Below are 20,417 nucleotides of genomic sequence, written 5' to 3'. Positions count from 1 at the left end.
GTGTGTTTCTGGTGGGACGGGGGCTTTGTGTCTTCCCCCGGGCGGGGGGGGGGGGGGGGGGGGGGGCCCCCCCCCCCCCCCCGACCCGCGGAAACGTGACGGTCGACCATCAGGTCCCGCTCCTTGGGGCGTGAAGACCACGTGGTGGACGCGGAGATGTTGTCGGTGCGGACCAGATCCACCCACCTCGGGTTGCACTGAAAGGCCCAGGGCTCGGTGACCTTGAAGGTCGCGTCGAGGACGTGCTTGCCCTTCAGCTTGGCGGGCGAGAACTCGAAGTAGAGACGCTGGACGTATCCCGGACCGCAGTAATAGCCCTTCCACGTACCGCATTTGCCGACGCCCTTGCCCAGACCGTCGTCACCGTTCGACCAGCCGTAGGACTCATACCCATCGGAACGGAGCAAGGTTCGCTCGGCCTCGCCCCAGGTCACGAGCGGGTCGATGAACAGCGGAAACGCGGACGGCTTGGTCTGGCTCAGCATGGAGGCGTCTGGCACCACCGTCAACGAGCCCTTCGCGACGCGCACCTCCATCCGGGCCACCTTGTCACCCTGGCCGGGCTCGACGCCCTTGCCCGAGTCGGATGCCTCGTTGCCGGCGCGAGTGCCCGCTTCGGCCGTCGCCCTCGGAGAGGATGACCTTGCCTGCACGGCGTCGGCCGAACCCCCGGAATCCCACATCCGGGCTGGTGGCGCGCGGAACACGGTCCGACCCGAGCCGTCCACGGCTATGAGATTCCCGGCCGCACCCTTCCGGATGGCCAGCCCTTCCGTTTGCAGACCGAACGTCAGCTCTTCCAGCCGCGGGTGCTTCGCCGCCTCCGGAGTCTTCACGACCAGGACGTGCTGAAAGCTCTCCGCGGTCGCGTTGACCCGCAGGTCGACATCGGGAAGGACATCCCGATAGAGCGCGGTGGATTCCTCTAGCACCGGTTCCGGCAGGGAGTCGGGCCAGTGAACGGCCAAGGATCGCCCCTGGTCGACGATGGAGGCCAGAGGTCTCGCCTTCCCTCCCCCGGAGAAGGACATGGCAGCGGCGGACGCCTCAGGACCGACAGCTCCGTCTGCCCGACGCACCAAAGTGGTGTCGGGCTCAACCCAGCCGCCGGACTTGGCCGCCCGCACGGGCACTGTGGAGTGCTCCAGCGTGAATGTCATCCCGTCCGGGTTGGCGAACACCGTTGAGTAAGCGGTGCGGTCACCGGTTACCTCGACGCGTTGCCCCGAGTTCTTGGCCTCCCGCAGCAGACGCTCTTCCTCCGTCCGCGCAGACGCCGCGGCTTCCCGTCCAGCACCGGCAGCTTTGTCCTGGAGCGAACCGGCCTGGGCAGCCGATGCCGGCAGCACGCCCGAGGCGATCGTCACCAGCGTCGTCGCCAGAACGGCCACCGTAGTTGAGCGGATGAACCTTCGTCTTCCCCTGCGTGTAGCCGTCCCATGAAACGACCACCCTCCCGTGCGCACAGCGAGCCCCCCTCACAAGAACTTCACAAAGAACGCATGATCAAACCAAGATTGACCGTGATCGGTCAACGGCAAAATCAAGTCACTGGACAGCGAGCGGGCAGGGGATGGAATCGCTGTCGCCGTGCGTCGAGATGCCGCCTCGAAGCCGTCACCGTCCTGGCCCGCGCCGCAGGCGACCACCTCAGCGTGTTGCGGAATCGGCGACGTCACCCGCGGGCGTTGGCGCCGAGCGGGTCGAAGTCCCGCGCGCCGAGAGTTGCACGGCCCGGGGCGCCGTCATCCGCCCCAAAGTCACCCTGCGCCTCCTCGGCCAGGTCCGCGTGAGGGGGCGGCCAAGATCTCGGCAAATGCTATTTCTGACGCAAAAGTGAACGCCTGTAAGGGGGTGCAGACGATCGAGCTCGGCTGGAATCGGGGTGATCGGACGCTGGGCCAGCGTGGGCCGTCAGCGGGGCTCGCAGCGCCTCTTGCCGCTCGCTCCTCGGGGGCTTCAGTGCTTGGGGCCGCGGTATTACGGCGTAATACTGTCGCCCTGAGGGGTCATCAGGGTATTAACTAACTTGTTGGTGCTGAAGTCGATCTATGACGTTAGTAAGGTATGCACATGACTTCGTCTGACGCAGGCGACCGCGAGAAGGTCGTCTCCAAGCTGCCCCCCACCCTGCAACAAGCCCTGAAGGTCCGCGCCGCCCAGCACGGCACCGACATCCAGCATGCTGTCGAAGCAGGCATCACCGCGTGGCGCCGGCTCGGAGCGAACCTCCCCGCTGCCGACACAGGAGGCGCGAAGCCGTTCGCCACCTTCCTCCCGCCAGGCCAGTGGGACGAGTTCCGCGAGGCCTGTACCTCCCGCGGGGTTTCGCTCATCCAAGGGCTCACGCAGTCCGTACTGTTCTGGCTCGACACCAACCCCGCCCCCGGTGTCGTCCGCCCGGAGCACCCCAAGCGGATCATCACCTGCAACCAGAAGGGCGGCGTAGGCAAGACCGCGGTCGCCGCCGGCGTCGGTGAAGCCTTCGCGGAGGACAGCGATCAACTGCACCTCGTTCGCATCTCCAAGCACTTCGCCGCCGCCCTCGTCGAGCCCGATAAGGAACCTGCCTCCCCGCTCGACTACGAGGACCTCCCCGGGCTCGGACTCCGCGTTCTCCTCGTCGACTTCGACCCGCAGTGCCACCTCACCAACCAGCTCGGTCACGACGCGCTGCCCATCGAGGGCGACTCCCTCACCAAGCACATGGCCGGCGAAGCCAAGGGCGACCTCAAGGACCTCATCGTTCCCATCGAGGACCCGCGCTTCGGCGACCGGCTGCATCTGCTGCCCGCGTGCACCGACGCGTTCCTCCTCGACGTGAAGCTCTCCAGCGTCCGGGCCCGCGAAGCAGCCCTCGAACGCGTCCTCGGAACGATCGAAGGCGACTACGACGTCATCATCATCGACTGCCCCCCGAGCCTCGGCCTCAGCATGGACGCAGCCGCCTACTACGGACGCCGCCGCGACGGAGAAGCCCCCGGCAACTCCGGCATCCTCATCATCGTCCAGGCCGAAGACAGCTCCGCCGACGCATACGGACTCCTCACCCACCAGATCGAGGACCTCCGCGCCGACATGCACCTCGAACTCGACTACCTCGGCATCGTCGTCAACCACTACGACGCCCGCCGCGGCTACATCGCAACCTCCTCCCTCCAGTCCTGGATCGACATAAAGGACCCACGGGTCGTCGGCGTCATCGGAGACCTCAAGGAACAGAAAGAAGCCGTCCGTCTGAAGCGGCCCCTCCTCGCCTACGCCCCCCGCTGCGACCAGGCCCTCGGCATGCGCGCACTCACCAGGGAGATCTCATGAGCAAGGCAGACACCCTGCGCGCGAGCGCATCCTTCGGCCAAGCCAGGGGAGGCATCAGCGCCCGTCGCGCCGCGATCGAAGCCGCCGCCACCGCCCCCACCGACGGCGCTCCCCCACCGCTCAAGCTCCCCGTGGACGTCATCAGCCTCAACCCGGCCAACCCCCGTGAAGAGCTGGGTGACCTGACCGACCTCGGAGCGAGCCTCCGCGACCACGGGCAGAAGACCGCCATCAGCATCATGAGCCGGTTCGCCTACCTCGAGGGCAACCCCGACCGGAAGAACGACCTTGAGGAGGGAACCAAGTACGTCGTCATCGACGGCAACACACGCCTCGCGGCCGCTCGCGAAGCAGGCCTCACCGAGATCAAGGTGATGCTGGACGATGAACTCGGCAGCAATCCCGACGAGATCCTCGAGTCCGCGTTCGTCGCGAACGTCCACCGCCAGGACCTTGACCCCCTCGACGAAGCGAAGGTTCTCCAGCAACTACTTGCCATCCACAAGACCCAGGACGCTCTCGCCGCCCGCCTCCACCGCTCCCAAGGATGGGTGTCACAGCGCCTGGCCCTGCTCGGCCTGACGCCGGAGCTGAAGGAGAAGCTGCAATCCGGCGAGGAGTCCGCAGCACTGTTGCGGCGTGTGGGAAAGAAGAAGCCAGAAGAGCAGGAAGCGCACCTCCGCCAGCTCAAAGCGAAGGAACAGGCGGCTCCACGGAGGAAGGCAGCGCCGAAGCCTCCGGCCATTCCGGCTCCCGCTCCCCCGGCTCAGGATCATTACGCCGTAATGAAGCCCGCCTCCGGCAGCGATGACCCTGTGGATGCTGGAAACGTCGCAAACGAATCCTCAAACGCGGATGCAGGGGCCGTCGACAGCGAGGAGGTGTCTTCCTCCGCACAGTCCCGGCAGAGGGGCGAGGCACTCATGGACGCTGCGTTCGCCCAACTCAACGCCGAGCAGCGGAGCGCATTCATCCTCCGCTACTTCCAGCGGAGCGCTGGGGTTGAGGCCGTCACAGCGGATATGCGAGGAGACCTTCCTGCCGATGCGCGAAACTCGCTCGCAGATATCCTCCAGCAGATCGCGACAGGCCTGCGCACGGGGACGTAGCCGCCGCACGGCGGCGAAGGACTCAGCGCACGGCAGATGGCGGGCTCCACCGATGGGGGGCCCGCCATCTACGTCTGGTTCACGCGACTACTCGCTGAGAGCCCGTCACCCGTCTCGGAGCCGCATCAGCCGCGTATGACCGGACCGGCAGGAACGCTCTGCGGCTTGCTCAATCAGTGAGGTTTCCCCGGCGGGGCCACGGCCCTTCGAAAGCTGGCCCGCAGTTGTCAGGCAGGTGGGCCACCACCAACGCGGCCGCCTCTTGCGGGGTGAGCGATTCCCCCAGGACGCGCTTCGACGCGTGCAGGGGTGCATACACGGTGCACGCTTGCACGTCGCCCACGATGAACGGCAGGTCGTTGCTCCACGGGAACTCCGTATTCCGGTGAAAGGTGAGCGCCCCATGGCTGGGAAACGGGAACAGGGCCCGCAGCCGAGGTTCGGCGTAGGCAGCCGCTATCACTGCGGGCTCACCCCTCCGCGCGCCGGGAAGCCTGTCCACTATCTCGCGCCACGTCCTCTCGAGCAGGGTCTCCTCAGCCATCCCGCGATCATGACGCCCCGAGACAGGTCATCACAACCCGTCTCATCGGGATGGCTGAGCCCGGACGAGACGTTCCCGCGTGGGTCAAACTTTGCTGTAGCTGCTCAGCTCTTGGTGAGATGGTCATCTCGGCAGAGCCTGGATGCCAGGCTTCGCCTTCTCTGCGGAATTATTACGCCGTAATGACGTGCTCTGAGTCGGTGACAGCTGGGGAAGTACGGAGTACCGCTCGCGGAGACCGGCCCGGCCGGCCTCGCCGCCATCATTGAGGATCCGGTCAACCCAACAGTCGAACGTGACGGTGACGGGGCGCGTCGGCACTGACGATCGGGCACCAGCGGGCAGGAGAGCGCGACACCGAAGCGTGGGATGCAGCTCTCTTTCAGTGGCCGAATATGGGGAACGGGCATGCCCCATGCCTTGAACGCAGCGGGGACATCTTTGTCGCCGGTGACGATCAGGAACTCTTCTGGATCTGCGAGTTGGAGGACGTCACGTAACCAGGCGCTGTCGCTCGCGCCCGTCTTAGTGCCCGTCGTTGGGTCGCTGCCTCCCTTGGTCTTCGCCGGGGGGCGCTGGAGAATCTGGTCCTTCAGCCCTTCGACTGCGCTGGGGCCCGTGAGCGCGATGACTCTCACGTGAGGGATGGCGGAGAGGTTCGCCAGCACCGTGGCGATCACGTCGTCGCGAGACGCGTACCCAGATGGCGCTGGTACTTCGAGGCCTGCGCTCTGCAGCTGCTTGCGTTGGTTCCGGGTTGGCTGTTCACGAACTCCCAGTCGCGAACAAGATGTTCCGCCCATTCCCAGGCGACGGGCTCCGGCACCCACGTCTCGATCTCCATGCCAGCAAGACGCTTTGCCCAGCGTCCGAGCTGATCAAAGTCCGGCCGCGCGTGTCCATACGCGTTGGCGTCGAAGACAACTGCCCGGAGCTTCTCACGGCCTTGGGGTGTGAGCCGGGTCTGAGCTTGGTCCGCCCGTCGCGGTTGTTGATTGCGTGCCATGTCGGGGTCCTCTCCCAGCTCCGCATGGCCGCGCAGTCTGTCCCGGCAAGAACACCGCGTTGCCTCACCACCAGCGTCGCGATCGACACTCTGAACCGCCCAGAGCGGCCACCTCTCAGTCAGTGGTCCTGAGGCAGCTCATTCGCGATGCTCGATGTTCCCCCTGATGCCCAGCGGAGCGGAGGCTGTGGCGGATGCTCCACGAGACCTGCGCTAGCTCCGAGGAGGTCCTCGGAGTGAACATCGAGGACCTCGACCTCGCTGCCCGCTCCAGCCCAAGGGTGACCGGGCAGGAGCGGGCAGTGAGGGCACGGGCAGGAGGACTTCGAGCCGGAGACCGTCACCTGGGACACGGGCACCGCCCTGCTCCTGCCTCAACTCCTCAAGGACCGCACCCGGGGCCCGGTGTTCGCCACCCACCGCCGTCCCGGCCCGGGGAAGGTCCTCAGATACCCGGCCCGGGGAAGGTCGAGGCAGCTCCGGCGACGCCGGAGCCGTAGCGGGTCGCGGCCTTGTCGAGCGCGGTTTCGAGACGGCGGAGCTTGTCGTCGCGCTGATCGAGAGTGAGCTGGTGGACAGTGTCCTCGGCGGGCCGGAGGCGTTCTGCGCGCAGGGCGAGGGCGCGGACGCGGGCGCGCTGGAGGCCGAGGCCAGTGAGGAGTTCGTGGGCAGTGGTCGCCAGTGCGGGGGTGTGGGCGGTGGGTTCGGTGAGGCTGCGGTTTCGGGTGGTCTGGGTGCGGTCGGCGTAGGTGACGGTGAGCGTGAGCGCCTGGGCGATCTCGCCGCTCGTGCGCAGTCGGCCGCCGAGCTCCTGGACCAGGCCGAGCACCGCGCGCTGGTGCCGGTCGGAGTCGAGTTCGTCGCGGTCGAAGCGGTGACCGGCGCTCATGCTTCTGGGGGCTGCTCCCGGGACGACTGCGCGTTCGTCGATCCCGTGGGCCCGTTCGGATGCCAGCCGTGCCGCGGTAGTCCCGAGGATGCGCTGGAGGGTGGAGAGCTGAGTGTCGGCGATGTCGCCGACACTGGTGATGCCGTAGCGAGCGAGGGTGCGGGCAGTCTTGGGTCCGATGCCGGGGAGGGCGGAGGCCGGTTTGGTGCGCAGGAACGCGGCGATCTCGTACGGGTCGTCCTGGACCACGGTTGCGGCTCCCGGCGGGGTGATGTCGGCGGCCATGGCCGCGATGGAGCGGGTGGGGCCGGCCCCGGCGGAGCACTGGACGCCGTGGAGGGCGAGCAGCCGCAGCCGGAGCACGGCGACCAGGCCCTCGACGTCCCGGCCCCAGTAGGTCAGGGCGCCGGTGAGGTCGACGTATGCGGACCAGTCGGCGGGCTGGGGCTCGACACGGGAGGTGATCCCGTCGACGACCGTGAGCAGCTGCCCGTACAGCTCGTCGGTCCGTTCGGCGGGGTGGAAGTGGATCCGCAGGATCGCGCGCGGCCGCGACCTGGTGGTGTTCATCCTGGGCTCCCGGGGCTTTTGTGGCCGAGGCGGGTGAGGTCGGCCGAGCGGGTTCCGGCGGGCTGGAGGTCGCTCCAGGGGTGCAGGCGGGCGCCCGCGGTGCCGTCGGGAATCGTCCGAGCGGGCGCGGGTGCGGGTTGGGCGGGTGTGGGGGAGGGGTCTTGGCCGAGGAGGTCGAGGACGGCCTGGGGTCCGTGGGTGGCGCGGGCGGTCGCGAGCTGGTCGAGGTCCCAGGCCATCTCTCCGACGACGGTGCGTCGGGGGCCGCGGGCTTCGACGGTGCCGCGTACGAGGAGCAGGCCGTGGTGGAAGACGGTGTGCGCGCAGCGTTCGTGGGAGTCCTCGAAGAAGGCGAGGTCGACGAGACCGGAGCCGTCTTCGAGGGTGACGAAGATGATCCGTTTGCCTGAGGCGATGGGCGGGGTCTGGGTGGAGGCGCGGACGCCGGCGACCAGGACGCGCTGTCCGGGGTGCATCGCCCGCAGGTGCTTCGAGTCAGTGGCGCCGATCTCGCGCAGGAGGCGGTGGTGGTCCTCCATGAGGTGCCGGGAGACGTCGATCTTGAGGACGCCGAGCTCGGCGTCCAGGCGTTCGCGGGCGGTCATCTCCCGCAGCCCTGACGACCCGGCGGCGAGCGGGGTGGAGGCGAGCGGCAGCTGCCCGGCCCCCGGCCGGGTACGGGCCTGACGGTGGATCTCGGCTGCCTGGAGCAGTAGGTCCCGCCGTGTTGCTTCGCCCTTTATCTGGTCGAGGGCGCCGATGCTGATGAGGCGTTCGACGGTGGGGAGCTTGGGGTGGGCGCGGGCGTAGAAGTCCTGGAGGGAGGTGTAGGGCTGGCCTGCGGTGATCCGGGCGACCTCGTCGTCGGAGATGCCGTGGACCGTGGACAGGGAGATCCTTACACCCCACCCCGATCCGGTCCGCTCGACGGCGTACTGGGCTTGGGAGGTGTTGATGTCGACGGGCAGGACGGGGACGTCGTGGCGGCGGGCGTCGGCGACGATGACCCGGGCCGGCCACATGCCCGGGTCGTGCTCCAGCAGCCCGGCGTAGAGCGCGGCGGGGTGGTGGGCCTTGAGCCAGGCGGACTGGAGCGCGGGCACGGCGAACGCGACGGCGTGCGCGCGGCAGAATCCGTACGCGCCGAAGGAGGAGACGACGTCCCAGACCTCGTCGAGCACCGCCGGGCTGTACCCGCGGGCCCCGGCCTGCTGCCGGAACCAAGCCTCGACCTTCGGCAGCCGCTCCTTGTCGCTGAGGGCGCGGCGGGCTACTTCGCCCAGGGCGCGGTCGCAGCCGGTCATGACCGCGAGGATGTCGATGATCTGCTCGTGCCAGATCGTCACCCCGTACGTATCGCGCAGGACCGGCTCCAGGTCCGGGTGCGGGTACGCGGGTGCGGCGCCGTGGCGGGCGGCGATATAGAGGGCGGGCATCCCGCCCTGCACGGGCCCCGGGCGGAACAGCGAGATGTCGGCGATGACGTCCTGCGGGCCGCGGGGCTGGAGCCGGCCGACCAGGTCCTGCTGGCCGGGGGACTCCAGCTGGAACATCCCCACCGTGTCCGAGGCCTGGATGAGAGCGAAGGCGAACCGGTCGTCCAGGGGGACGTGGTCGGGGTTGTCGAGGTCGATCGCCCGGCCGGTGGTGCGGCGGATCTCGGTGACGGCGTGCGCCATCGCCGACTGCATCCGCACGCCGAGGACGTCGAGCTTGAGCAGGCCGAGGTCTTCGACGTCCTCCTTGTCGGCCTGGAGCATGGGGTACTCGCCACCGGGGGTGGGCTGGACCGGTAGCCGGTCCAGCAGGCTGGTGTTGGAGAGGATCACGCCGCACGGGTGCATCGCGATCCCGCGCGGCAGAGCGTCCAGCCCTTCGGCGAGTTCCCACAGCGGCCCGTACCGCCCGGCCTCGGCCGCGAGCTCCCGCAGCTCGGGCAGCTCGGACAGCGCGGAGCGGATGTCGCAGGCCCGGATGTGCGGGAACGACTTCGCGATCCGGTCCACGGTGGCCGGGGCGATCCCGAGGGCGAGGCCGGTGTCCCGCAGGGCGTGCCGGGCCCGGTAGGTCTCGGGCATCCCGGTGACCGCCACCCGCTCCCGCCCGAACCGGTCGATGATCTTGTCGTAGACCTCCAGCCGGCGCGCGGACTCCACGTCGATGTCGATGTCCGGCAGCGAGGAGCGGCGCTCGGACAGGAACCGCTCGAAGAGCAGGTTGTGCTCCAGCGGGTTCGCGGTGGCGACGAAAAGCGAGTGGTTGACCATGGAGCCGGCGCCGGAACCGCGGGCGGCGACCCGGATGCCCATGTCCCGCACGTCCGCGACGACCTGGGCCACGGCGAGGAAGTACGGCTCGTAGTGCAGCCGGCCGATCACGCCGAGCTCGTAGTCGAGCTGGTCCATCGAGCGGCGGTCCCGGTCGAGGCCGCGGGCGGCCATGCCGCTCTCGCACCGCTGCCGCAGCAGCCGCATCGCCCCGTTCGCACCCGCCTCCGCGCCGACCACGGACGGCTCGGGGAAGTGCGGCACGCCGAGCCCCAGATCCCTCACCGGATCGACCTCGCACGCCTCCGCGACGCCCACGGTGTCCGCGATCAGCTGCACGGCCCGCGCCCGGCCGCCCCCGGCGGCGGCCGCCACCCGTTCCGCGATCTCGGTCATCGCGGGCCCGTCCTTGAGCCAGCGTTCCCCGCAGTCCAGCCGCCGCCGGTCGACGGGCCGCAGGAGGCGGGCCGCGTCCAGCACGTCCGCGACCCGGTGCTGGGACTGGTCGGCGTACCGTACGGCGTTGGTCAACACCGCGGGGATACCGAGGCGGTCGGCGAGCGCCAGGGTGTGCGCCGCAAGGCGTATCGATCCCGGGCCGGTGCCGGACCGGCCCCAGCACACGATCTCCAGCCGCAGCCCGCCACCGACGGTCTCCTGCCACGGCGCCAGGAGCCGTTCGGCGATATCCGGGCGACCACCGGCGAGCGCCCGCAGCGGCTCCGAGACCGGGCCAAGCAGCACCACCAGCCCCTCACCCGCGTACCGGCCGAGCACCTCCCACGAAGCCGCCGGCGGCGCACCCGCAGCGAAGGCCTCCGCGTGCACGGCGGACACCATCCGGCACAGCCGTGCCCACCCGCCCGCGTTCCGGGCCAGGAACGTCGCCCGGAATGGTGCCTCTGCTACATGGGCCCCGCCGCGCACCGGGGTCCGGCGGCGGGTCTTGGCCGAGGGCACATGAGGGGCGGTGCCGAGGTCGACGCCGAACAACGGCTTCACGCCGGCGGCCGTGGCCGCCTTCGCGAAGCGCACCGTGCCGGTGACCATGTCGCGGTCGGTCAGCGCCAGCACCCCGATCCCGCGCTCGGACGCCCGGGCGACGAGGTCAAAGGGATGCGAGGCACCGTAGCGGGCCGAAAACCCACTGCTGACATGCAGGTGAGGGATGCTTTCCCGCACGACACCCTCCGCCCATAACCCCCAAAGTTTTACTAATCGAACGCTTCTCCATCGACTGTATCGAACATTAATTCGAACATGCGAGTTGAAGGCTCGTGAATTTCAGCCAGCAGAGTCGGTGCACGATGTGCGCGCACGACGCATGGAGCGGCCCGGCTCCAGCGCACCTCAGGTCAGGTCGTCGGGTGTGAGGTCGGGGCGTAGTCGGTGCCAGGAGGGGTGGCGCAGGCGTCCGGCACGGGTGCGGGAGGTGTAGCGGACCTCGCCGACGAGCTGGGGGAGTACCCACCGGGCCCCGGCCACCGGCGGGACCTGCGCGAAGGGGCAGACGGCGGCGGCCGCGTCCTGGAGGAGTTCGGCGAGACGGGTGCGTTCGGCTTGGCTCCAGCCGGTGCCGACGCTGCCCGCGTAGTGCAGCAGCCCGTCGTGCCGCTCGCCGATCAGGACGGCACCGGGCAGGCCGGTCAGCTGGCCCCGTCCGGGGACCCACCCGCCGATCACGACATCGGCGAGCCGGTGCACCTTGATCTTCACCCAGGCCTTCGAGCGTGCCCCGGGCTCGTACCGGGAGGTGAGCCGCTTCGCGATCAGCCCCTCCAGCCCGGCGCCCCGGGCCATCTCCCACGCCTCTGCGCCATGTCCGGTGATTGCCGCGGGTGTCGACCAGGCGGGCCCGGCCAGCCCGAGACCTTCCAGTAGTCCCCGCCGCTCCGCGTACGGCAGTTGGGTCAGGAGCCGGCCGTAGAGGTGGACGACGTCGAAGAGCATCAGGTGCGCGGGCACCCGGCCCGCCATGCGCGCCGCCTTCGCGGGTGAGCCGGCGAGGCCCATCCTCTGCTGGAGGCGCTCGAAGTCGCTGTGGCCCTGCTCGTCGAGCGCGACGATCTCCCCGTCCAGCACAGCGCTCCGCGATCCGAGGGCGTCGGCGAGCGGGAGGAGTTCGGGGTAGGCGGCGGTGATGTCCGTACCTGAACGTGCGCGCAAGAGGATGGTGCCGTCGCCCGGCAGGTAGACCATGGCCCGCTGGCCGTCCTGCTTCACCTCGAACGCCCACCGGTCCTCCACCCCCGCCAGCGGCAGCGGGCCGGGCGTTGCGAGCATCGGCTCGATCCTCGGCAGCACGGCACCCGCAGCAGCAGCAGCAGGAGGAGGGTCAGGAGGCACTGCGCTTCTTCGCGGCCGACTTCTTCGCCGGCTTCTTCGACGCCGTGGACTTCTTCGACGCGGCCGTCTTCTTCGCCGGTGTCTTCCGGGAGGTCTTCTTCGACGGCCGCATCTCGTGCACGGTGGCGTCCTCGCCATCCTCACCGCGGGATTCCTTCGCGGCCTTGACGGACGCGTTCAGGGCGGCCATCAGGTCCACGACCTCGCCCTTCTCCTGCTTCCCGTCCTCGGCCAGGGCGGGAACGGGCTTGCCCTCCGCCTTCGCCGCGATGATGTCCTCCAACGCCTCGCGGTACTCGTCGTGGAAACCGGACAGGTCCTCGATCGTCATCCCTTCGGCCAGCTGGAGCGCCTGCTCGATCTCCTCCTCGCTGACCTCGACCTCGCGCGGGGCGAGTTCGTCGGGGTTGCGGACCTCGTCGGGCCACTTCATGGAGTGCAGCACGATCGCGCCTTCCCGGATCCGCAGCAGGCCCAGGCGCTCACGGCCGTGCCACGCGAACTTCGCCACCGCCACCTTCGAGGACCGCTCCAGGGCTTTGCGCAGCAGGGTGTAGGGCTTGGCGGCGACCTGTCCGTCGGCGGCCAGGTAGTAGGAGTCGCTGATGCGGACCGGGTCGATCGTGTCGGCGTCGACGAACGCGGCGATCTCGATCGCCTTCGCCGTCGGCAGCGGCATCTGCTCGAGTTCCTTGTCGGTCACGGGGACTGTTTGGTCCTTCGCGATCTGGTAGCCCTTGCCGATCTCGTCCTGGGACACGACCTCGTCGTCGAGCTCGCAGACCTTCCGCGTCCGCACACGGCCCATGTCCGCCAGGTGCACCCGGTGGAAGTGGACGTCGTGGTCCTCGGTCGCGGACACGATCTTCACGGGAATCGTGACCAGCCCGAAGCTGATAGCACCGGCCCACAACGGTCGCGGCATCTCTTCCACCTCCAGGGCCCCTGCGCCGCTGCTCGGCGAGGGAAGGGCCGGGAACGCCCGGTCGGAAGCCCGGGCTGGCTACGTCGTACTCCTGATCCTCACGCTGTGCAGGGGAGCCTGCATCTCCACCCCAGCACCGACAGCAGACGATCGGCCCGCGTCCCGGCGCCCGAGTGAGCGCCGGACAGCGGAAGCGTTCCTGCGGTGAACCTTCTCGCCCGCGCGGGTGACCCCGGGGGCCGCGGCCCGCGGGTGACCCCGGGGGCCGCGGCCTTCGCCACGGGTGGGCGGGGCCGGTACACAGCGGTAGTGATCAAGAACATCGTGCGCGGACTCAGCGCGCTCTCCCTCGCCCTCATTCCTCTCCTCTCGGCTCCCGCCGCGCAGGCCGCCCCCGCACCCGAAGTGACGACGCTGGCCGACGCCGTCGGCCTGGTGAAGATCACGGAGGAGGACCGCACCGGATACACCCGCAGCAAGTTCAAGCACTGGAACTCCGGCGAGGAAACCTCCGACGGGTGCCACACCCGCAACGAAGTCCTCATCGCCGAGGCGGTCGTCGCGCCGACGGTCCAGGCCGGCTGCAAGCTGACCGGAGGCACCTGGCGCTCGTACTACGACGGCCAGGAGGTCACCAACGCCGGTGCGTTGGACATCGACCACCTGGTCCCGCTCGCCGAAGCCTGGGACTCCGGCGCCTCAACCTGGACCGCGACGCGGCGTGAGGCGTACGCGAACGACCAGGGGTCGGAGATCTCTCTCGTCGCGGTGACCGCACGCACCAACCGGCAGAAGTCGGACCAAGACCCGGCCGACTGGATGCCGCCGTCCCCGGAGGCACAGTGCCGGTACGTAGGTGAGTGGGTGTCGACCAAGCTCCGCTGGCAACTCACCGCCGACGACCGCGAACTCGAAGCGCTGAAGGTGTTCGCCGAAGGCCCGTGCGAGGACACCATCGTCCGCTACACACCGGCTGCCTGATTCCGCCCGCTGCCTCGGCGACTGTGGCTGCTCGACGGCCGTAAAGCGGATTCGTCCTGGGTGGGAAGCTCGCGGTCATGGCGGGCGCTGGCCTCGACTGAGTGACGGGCCGGGCCGGACCAAACAGTCGGGGCCCCGGCGGACGCGGTGGTGGTCAGCAGCAGGCGGGCCCTCTGGCGGCGCCGGAAGGGGCAGCGGACCAGGCCCTCCTGGATAGGCGCGGCCCGGTCTGTTGCCCGCCACTTCGATGCTCGTGCCGGTCCGGATAGCTCGCATCCCCCCCCCGTGCCGTACTGTCCCGTTCCGTCCAGGCGGGCGTACCGCGGCCGGGACACCAGTTCCGGGGGATCGGGGGCTGGGGTTAGTGGGTGATGGGGTGGAGCAGGTCGTGGTCGCGTTCGTAATTCGCCAGGGCGAGGCCGAGGGCGAAGAAGGTCGGAGCCCATTCGCCGACGAAGATGCCCCACCGGTCGGCCCGCGCGGTGCCGGCCGGCTCGACTTTCATCGATCCGCACCAGGAGACGACAGACAAGCCGATCGAGGCGAATGCCGCGGTGTAGGCGTGCTCGGCTTTCAGGCCCTTCTCGTGCAACATCTTGACGATCATGACACTCCAGTCGATGCAGGGATACTGTCTCCGTCCACCGTCGCCTCCGGACACATGTCCCGCATCTCGGATCTTGGTCCATGCCCCCGCCCCTCTACAGGCGGGCAGAGACGTTCCCTGGCGCCCGGTAGACGTTCCATTCGTACGACCGAGCAAGCCCGCCCTGTCTCCGGTGCTCACACCGCGGCATGAGTGCAGCTGCGTTGTCGAAGAGGCCGCAGCCGCGGTGGAGCAGTCAGGCACGAGGGTCAGGCCGCCTCCGTTTCGTGGGCCTCGTGCTGGTGCTTCAGCCGCATCCGCGCATCGACGACCTGGCCCTGCTCCACCTGCTCCCAGAACGTGTGCGTCGACACGGTGATGCTCAGCTCCAACAGCTCGGCCCGGAACCGCGCCACCTCAGCATGCTGCTCCTCGGTGTAGCCGGGGCTGTCCGGCTTCGCGGACCGGAAGCCGGAGTGCAGCTGCTTCTCGGCCTCCCAGCCGGGCAAGGGTTCCGCCGACCACGGCAGAGAACGGGCGAACTCCTGGTACGCGGCACAGGTCTGGTGGAGGGCGAGCTGGGCGTCGCGGAGGTCTTGGGGGAAGTCGTACGTGGTCACAACTTAATAGTACGGTTGTTCGAATTTGGGATGCGTGATGCGCGCCGAGAACCTATGGACGCGCCACCCGATCGGACGTGGTGCCGAGGGTGCCCGACTTCTGTCGTCGACCGCAGCGAGCGCGCGAAGTAGCCACCTTCGACGGAACGCTCCCCGGCGCAGAGGCCTCAGGGTTAGCATCCGCAGGTTCTGAACTCGGGGGAAGGCGAGCGGATGCGGTTTCGGGCGTGGCTGGAGTTGTGGGGAGCGAGAGCCCTCGACTTTCGCAGTGGTGACGCCAAGGGGGAGATCTATCACCGGTGCGTGCTGGCCGCACTTAACGCGCACGAGACGGAGCGACTGCTTGATGTACGCGACGGGGTAGACCGCGGTGCCGTCCTGCGGCACATGAGGAGAGCGCGGTATCGCCGGTACACCACCATCCGCTGCCCATCGCCCGCCTTCGACAGAGCGATTGAGGCACTGGATCAGGCTCGGGAGAAGCACGAGAGAGCGGCGCGTGCGACGCAGTGGGACTGGCGGGTGGCCTGCTCCCTGATCCTTCTCAGTGTCCTAGCGCTGTTGATCTTCGGGGGCCCTTTCGTCCTGCTCCTAGCGGCTCTGGTAGCAGCCGTCACGATGATCACGCTGTCCTGGCGTGGCTCCTCGGCGTGGACCGACCTGAGACAGTGCCTGATCGCTGCGGGACTGGGGGTCGGCTGGCTGGTTCAGCGCATAGAGGTAGGGGCGTGCGCCGCTCGGTGGGGTGAGGATCTGCAGGAGGAAGGGACCAAGCCCGTGGTGGCCGATCTTGTCCGCCACCTGCTGGGTGACGACCCTGATTCTCTCTTCATCCCTGACGACTACGAATGGGGCCTGCGAGCGCCCCGGTCCCCGGGTTACATCGTTGAGAACGTGGCTCGGAGGCAGCTGGAGGGCAAGCTGTCGCATCTTGAGGACGGCACCATCGCCGTCTGCGGGCCACGAGGTGCAGGTAAAACGACGCTTCTGGAGCAGTGCGTCGAAAAGGCCGGCTTCGGCGTGATCGTCCAAGCGCCGGCCACCTACGCACCTCACGACTTCCTGCTGTCACTGTCGGTGCAGCTGTGCGAGAAGTACATGCGCGGTCAGGGCTACGAACCCACCAGCTTCGCGCGACTGTCGCCGGCACGCCGGCTGCTGCGGCGTGTGCGGCTCCGGGTAAAGCGGCTGAGCCGATGGAGTTCCTTCGCCGTGCCCGCCGCCGCCTTGGTGATGCTAGGCCTGTCCGCCCCGGTGCACTCTCTGTACGAGCAATACGCCCCGTCTGTAGCCGACGCCGTGCGCACCTTCACCAACGCGATACGCGACGACATGACGGCAATCTGGCAGGGCCACACAGCCATCGCGAGTTTGACTGTCACGATCGCCGGGATCGTCTGGTGGCGATCGAGGCACGCAGCCTGGCTACCGCGCACACTGGGCCGCCTGTGGATGCGCGGCATCAGACCCGTAGGCCTGCTCCTGGCGTGCGCATCCGCCGCCACGGTCCTGCTGGACGAACAGATCCGCCAGCAGGTCCGGCACCTCCACAACACCCAGGCCGAGACCTTCTACAAGACCCTCGCCTATGCAGGCGTGCTGCTGGTTGTGTGGTGGGCCTTGCGTGTCGCCCGTGATTCCGAGGTCGAGCTCCCCCTCGGACGGTGGCGCATCTCTTTGGAGAGCGTCTTCCGTCCTCCCGCCGCCCTTGCCGGGATCTGCCTGCTGCTCTTGCTCATCGACAACCCGCAGACACGATCCCTTCTCGCGGACCCGGATAACCCGCTGCGGCTGGCAGGCGTCATCGCCGGAGTCCTGATGTCAAAGGCAGGGGACTGGCGCCCGCAGGAGGAGGAACCCGAACTGGTCACGCGCTGCCAGAACCACCTCTACCGCCTGCAGACGATCCAGCAGGCCACCCACGGGCTGACCACCGGAGGCACTGCCCAAATCATGAGTCTGGGCACGAACCACTCCGCGTCCGTCTCCACAGTCCCCCCGAACTACCCGGAACTTGTCGCAGAATTCCGCGACCTGCTCAGGTGCATCGCCATCGAGAGAACCGAGGCGGGCAAGACCGTCGTGATCGCCATCGACGAAGTGGACCGCCTGGGCGCGGACACCGATGCCCTGGCGTTCCTCCGAGAGATCAAAGCCATCCTGGGGGTTCCCCTGGTCCACTACCTGATCTCCGTTGCCGAAGACGTCGGAGCCGCCTTCGTCCGCAGAGGCCTGCCACACCGGGACGCCACCGACAGCTCCCTGGACGACATCATCCACGTCCAACCGAGCACCCTCAGCGACTCACGCACCATCCTCACCAAACGCTCCCAGACCCTGAAAGACCCCCACATCCTGCTCGCACACGCTCTGTCCGGCGGAATCCTGCGCGACCTGCTCCGCTACGGACTGCAGCTCCGCGAGACACAGGAGAAGGCCCAGTCCTACGAACTCACAGACATCTCCCGTCACCTCATCCTGGAAGAACTCGCGGAAACCTTCGCCGGCTTCCGGACCCTGCTGAGCAAACAGCAGTGGACGCACGACAACAACAGCATCCTGGCCTCCTTCCGCACCCTCAGCAGCTACCTGCGCGACCCATGCCCCTGCGTAGAAGCAGATGTGTTGCGCACACTGGACCACTTCGCCTTCTACGCCGACGGCCCCCAACCACATCCCGTGAACGCAGGCGACTCATCCCACCGGCCATCGGACGACTCCGATCTCAACAAGGACGCACGCCAACTGATCGACGAGGCATCTGCCTACGCATACTTCTCCCTCACCCTGCTCGACATCTTCAGCACCGAAGGACTTGAACGCCGCATGCAACTGGCAGCCGAGCACGGCCAGGACGGCGATCCTGAACGGCTGGCCGACGCCCGCCAGGAACTCGGGATATCGCCCTACAGCGCCCGGTCCCTGATCGACACCATCCGCAAGGCGTGGTCACTGCCTCTCGGACCGACTCCCGGCAGCCACATCCCTATATCGGCTGCGGCATGCCCCCGTCACGAGAGCCGGCCCGCCTCTGAGAGGTGAAAGGAGACGGCCCCGGAACCCTCTGATGCGCAGTACCCGCACGGCTCGTTGGGAGCGGCACGCCCACGTACGGAGGAGATAGCCCGTTGGCGATCGGTAGAGCTCTACGATTCGGGGTGGCATGACACGAACGCCTACCGCCGCCGTCGCAGCGCCCACGCCGCAAACGCGCCCCAGTCCGGCCAAGGCTCCCCCGGCATCCGTCGGTATGGGCCCGTGCAGCCTTCCCGCCGCCAGACTCGTTCGGCTGACCCGGGAGGAGCGTGGGTTCCCTGGAGAAGCACATGACGAAGAACGGCTCCAACGCGCGTAAAGCCAAGATCCGCGACAGTGCAGCCCGAAGCGGCAAGACGTACCGTCAGGCCGCGCGGGACATCGACGATCGCACCGAGATCAAAGCAGCCCTCCGAGCCGCATTGCACAGCCCTGAGGACCTCGCAGAGGAACGCGAAAACTACCTGGCGCAGATGCTGACCGCCGACCTGCCGGAAACGGTAAAGGTCTGCCTGTACGTGCTCTCCGGACGACTCGGAACTGCCACGCACACCGACACACGAGGCGTGAAGTGCTCGAAGGTTGAGCTTGCCGCTGAGACCGGCCTGGACGTAGAAGCCACCTGCCTCAGCCTCTACCTCGCTGAAGCGCACGGGTGGGTGACGGAGTTTCATGATGACGGAGCGCGTCTGACCGTGCCCGGGGAGGACATCGCCATGTACCAGGGCTTCCTTGATTGCTGGAAGCGCATCGTTGCTGTCCCCGAGGTGTATGGGCCACTTCAGGAGGCGGTGGCTACGCAGGCTGCGGCGGAGTTGTCTGCGTGGGGGGAGTGGAAGCGCAGGTAGACGGGTGGTTGGTGGGCGGTGAGACGACACTGCCGGTCCGTGGGCCTGCACGCCATCGCGATCCGGTCCGTCAGGGTCTGATGTCGGTGGCCGCCGCTAGGGTCGACGGCGCAGCGGCACGAAGAACGGAGCGCCTGTGACCGAGCACCTCTTTGACTCCAGCGGGCAGTTCATCGCGTTCAGGCGCGATGCCACCGACAAGTACGTGTTCACCGCGGACGGCAACCAGCTTGGCTGGCTCCCCTACGGCGACCTTGACGTCCACCACCACTCCAGCGGGCGGTACCTGGCCACGATCGTCGGGGACCGCCTGCTGGTCATGCCGAACCGTCCAGCCCGGGGGCTGCCCGGCCTGCCTGGACTCCCAGGCCTTCCGGGCCTTCCCGGCCTCCCGGGGCTCCGGGGGGTCATCACCCTTCCGGCTGGAGCGAAGGACCTACCGAAGGCCACAACCACCCAGTTCCAGTACCTCTTCAACTCCTCGGGCGACTGGATCGCCTTCCGGATCGGCCAGTACGTCTGGGACGAGGACTGCGAATGGGTCGGCTGGTGCCCCTTCGACGACGAGAAGGTGTTCACCCCCGACGGTGACTACCTCGGCTCCATCCTGGATCGCGACCGGCTGGCCCGCGAGGTCCGGTCACCGCGGTACAGCAGGGTTGGGCGACCGGGCCGCCCTGGAAGGCCAGGCCGTCCAGGCCGTCCTGGGCGCCCCGGACGGATCATGCTGCCCACAGGCTGGCAGGACCTGCGCACGGGCTGAGCCGGGCACAGCCGCTGAGATAGGGGTCAGCCCCTCCCGCACACGCGGAGGCGCTGGCCCCTCCGCGTGTGACGCAGCTGTCAGGGCCCAGTCAGGATGTCGTGGGTGCCGATGCGGCGCCAGATGACGTGCGGTGTGCCGGGGCGCACCTCGGTGCCGTACTCGAACGTGGCGCGTCCTGCGGGGCCGGTGCCCATGGACCAGGTGAGTTCGTAGACGCCAGGGGTACGGCGCACGCCCTTGATCCGTAAGCCGGGGCGGAACTGGCGGCCGGTGCGCAGGTCGGGGACGAAGGCGTCCAGGACGACCCGGCGGAAGCGCCCGCGTTGGGCGGGGGTGAGGTGCTGGAGGTCGGTGGTGAAGCGGGGGCAGGTCTCGAAGGTGGGCACGGTGGTCTCCTCCAGGCAGCACGACGAAGCCCCCGGCGGTTGCCGAGGGCTGCTGTAGGCGTTGTTTCCTTGGCGCCTGGCGGTGCTCGCTGGCGCTTGTCGGTGTCGCGCAGGTCGTGATGTGCGAGGCACCAGAGAGCGCTGACATTCACGTCCGGTCCGGTGCTGCATCCCGCCCGGCGGGCGCCCGGTGAAGAAAGTCCGGCCGCTGCTCCCGCCT

15 protein-coding genes and 1 pseudogene are annotated in these 20,417 nt (G+C 68.5%); 6 read left to right on the top strand and 10 right to left on the bottom strand.

Annotated elements, in window-relative coordinates; all coding sequences use genetic code 11:
• A pseudogene (locus AB0917_RS19145) lies at positions 1-1,391 on the bottom strand (LamG domain protein jellyroll fold domain protein); the annotation flags it as partial.
• A 682-nt stretch (positions 1,392-2,073) separates the two neighbouring features.
• Here AB0917_RS19145 and AB0917_RS19140 point away from each other — a divergent pair.
• Together AB0917_RS19140 and AB0917_RS19135 are read left to right on the top strand one after the other, a co-directional pair.
• Positions 2,074-3,318 carry a ParA family protein gene (locus AB0917_RS19140; RefSeq protein WP_366820762.1) on the top strand — a complete coding sequence of 415 codons (1,245 nt, stop codon included), beginning with the start codon at positions 2,074-2,076 and terminating at the stop codon, positions 3,316-3,318.
• Positions 3,315-4,427 (top strand): ParB/RepB/Spo0J family partition protein, encoded by a 1,113-nt coding sequence (locus AB0917_RS19135; protein WP_366820761.1) that lies wholly within the window; start codon positions 3,315-3,317, stop codon positions 4,425-4,427. Before AB0917_RS19140 ends, AB0917_RS19135 begins: the two co-directional genes overlap by 4 nt.
• A gap of 169 nt (positions 4,428-4,596) precedes the next feature.
• Here AB0917_RS19135 and AB0917_RS19130 read toward each other — a convergent pair whose 3' ends face one another.
• From AB0917_RS19130 to AB0917_RS19105, 6 genes are all read right to left on the bottom strand, one after another.
• Entirely contained in the window at positions 4,597-4,971 is a 375-nt protein-coding gene (locus AB0917_RS19130) for a DUF6193 family natural product biosynthesis protein (RefSeq protein WP_366820759.1), read from the bottom strand.
• A 676-nt stretch (positions 4,972-5,647) separates the two neighbouring features.
• Positions 5,648-5,977, bottom strand: a complete 330-nt coding sequence (locus AB0917_RS19125; RefSeq protein ID WP_366820757.1) for a hypothetical protein — start codon at positions 5,975-5,977, stop codon at positions 5,648-5,650.
• Between the two features lie 445 nt (positions 5,978-6,422).
• Positions 6,423-7,436: a helix-hairpin-helix domain-containing protein gene (locus tag AB0917_RS19120; protein ID WP_366820755.1), complete on the bottom strand. Its 1,014-nt coding sequence runs from the start codon at positions 7,434-7,436 to the stop codon at positions 6,423-6,425.
• Positions 7,433-10,885 (bottom strand): DNA polymerase III subunit alpha, encoded by a 3,453-nt coding sequence (dnaE, locus tag AB0917_RS19115; RefSeq protein WP_366820752.1) that lies wholly within the window; start codon positions 10,883-10,885, stop codon positions 7,433-7,435. The genes AB0917_RS19120 and dnaE overlap by 4 nt, the downstream gene beginning before the upstream one ends.
• Before the next feature lie 168 nt (positions 10,886-11,053).
• The gene (gene ligD / locus AB0917_RS19110; RefSeq protein ID WP_366820751.1) at positions 11,054-11,986 is read right to left on the bottom strand and encodes a non-homologous end-joining DNA ligase; all 933 of its coding nucleotides are present in this window, start codon (positions 11,984-11,986) and stop codon (positions 11,054-11,056) included.
• A gap of 52 nt (positions 11,987-12,038) precedes the next feature.
• Complete coding sequence (locus AB0917_RS19105; protein ID WP_366820749.1) at positions 12,039-12,974, bottom strand: Ku protein; 936 nt, start codon at positions 12,972-12,974, stop codon at positions 12,039-12,041.
• Positions 12,975-13,283: 309 nt separating this feature from the next.
• On the opposite strand from AB0917_RS19105, the gene AB0917_RS19100 reads away from it, so the two are divergent.
• On the top strand, positions 13,284-13,955 hold the full coding sequence (locus tag AB0917_RS19100; protein WP_366820748.1) for an HNH endonuclease family protein: 672 nt from the start codon (positions 13,284-13,286) through the stop codon (positions 13,953-13,955).
• 361 nt (positions 13,956-14,316) lie between these two features.
• On the opposite strand, the gene AB0917_RS19095 is transcribed toward AB0917_RS19100, so the two are convergent.
• Both AB0917_RS19095 and AB0917_RS19090 read right to left on the bottom strand, forming a co-directional pair.
• Complete coding sequence (locus AB0917_RS19095; protein WP_030815810.1) at positions 14,317-14,562, bottom strand: hypothetical protein; 246 nt, start codon at positions 14,560-14,562, stop codon at positions 14,317-14,319.
• Between the two features lie 248 nt (positions 14,563-14,810).
• A complete protein-coding gene (locus AB0917_RS19090; RefSeq protein ID WP_366820746.1) occupies positions 14,811-15,161 on the bottom strand; it encodes a hypothetical protein in 351 nt (116 codons plus the stop codon).
• A gap of 618 nt (positions 15,162-15,779) precedes the next feature.
• Here AB0917_RS19090 and AB0917_RS19085 point away from each other — a divergent pair.
• The 3 genes from AB0917_RS19085 (at position 15,780) to AB0917_RS19075 (ending at position 19,808) form a co-directional block, all read left to right on the top strand.
• Complete coding sequence (locus AB0917_RS19085; protein WP_366820745.1) at positions 15,780-18,203, top strand: hypothetical protein; 2,424 nt, start codon at positions 15,780-15,782, stop codon at positions 18,201-18,203.
• Positions 18,204-18,487: 284 nt separating this feature from the next.
• Positions 18,488-19,045 (top strand): hypothetical protein, encoded by a 558-nt coding sequence (locus AB0917_RS19080; RefSeq protein ID WP_366820744.1) that lies wholly within the window; start codon positions 18,488-18,490, stop codon positions 19,043-19,045.
• Between the two features lie 136 nt (positions 19,046-19,181).
• On the top strand, positions 19,182-19,808 hold the full coding sequence (locus AB0917_RS19075; protein WP_366820743.1) for a 4-fold beta flower protein: 627 nt from the start codon (positions 19,182-19,184) through the stop codon (positions 19,806-19,808).
• Between the two features lie 80 nt (positions 19,809-19,888).
• On the opposite strand, the gene AB0917_RS19070 is transcribed toward AB0917_RS19075, so the two are convergent.
• Entirely contained in the window at positions 19,889-20,197 is a 309-nt protein-coding gene (locus AB0917_RS19070) for a hypothetical protein (RefSeq protein WP_366820742.1), read from the bottom strand.
• Between the last annotated feature and the right edge of the window lie 220 nt (positions 20,198-20,417).

Source organism: Streptomyces sp. NPDC007346 (assembly GCF_040703535.1).
GTDB lineage: Bacteria > Actinomycetota > Actinomycetes > Streptomycetales > Streptomycetaceae > Streptomyces.
Note: the sequence above shows the minus strand (reverse complement) of the source record. Positions and strands in the feature narration are given on the sequence as shown.

Coding starts and splice junctions, on each gene's coding strand:
- AB0917_RS19140 (WP_366820762.1), top strand. CDS start 2,074: ATGACTTCGTCTGACGCAGGCGACCGCGAGAAGGTCGTCTCCAAGCTG.
- AB0917_RS19135 (WP_366820761.1), top strand. CDS start 3,315: ATGAGCAAGGCAGACACCCTGCGCGCGAGCGCATCCTTCGGCCAAGCC.
- AB0917_RS19130 (WP_366820759.1), bottom strand. CDS start 4,971: ATGGCTGAGGAGACCCTGCTCGAGAGGACGTGGCGCGAGATAGTGGAC.
- AB0917_RS19125 (WP_366820757.1), bottom strand. CDS start 5,977: ATGGCACGCAATCAACAACCGCGACGGGCGGACCAAGCTCAGACCCGG.
- AB0917_RS19120 (WP_366820755.1), bottom strand. CDS start 7,436: ATGAACACCACCAGGTCGCGGCCGCGCGCGATCCTGCGGATCCACTTC.
- ligD (WP_366820751.1), bottom strand. CDS start 11,986: ATGCTCGCAACGCCCGGCCCGCTGCCGCTGGCGGGGGTGGAGGACCGG.
- AB0917_RS19105 (WP_366820749.1), bottom strand. CDS start 12,974: ATGCCGCGACCGTTGTGGGCCGGTGCTATCAGCTTCGGGCTGGTCACG.
- AB0917_RS19095 (WP_030815810.1), bottom strand. CDS start 14,562: ATGATCGTCAAGATGTTGCACGAGAAGGGCCTGAAAGCCGAGCACGCC.
- AB0917_RS19085 (WP_366820745.1), top strand. CDS start 15,780: ATGATCACGCTGTCCTGGCGTGGCTCCTCGGCGTGGACCGACCTGAGA.
- AB0917_RS19080 (WP_366820744.1), top strand. CDS start 18,488: ATGACGAAGAACGGCTCCAACGCGCGTAAAGCCAAGATCCGCGACAGT.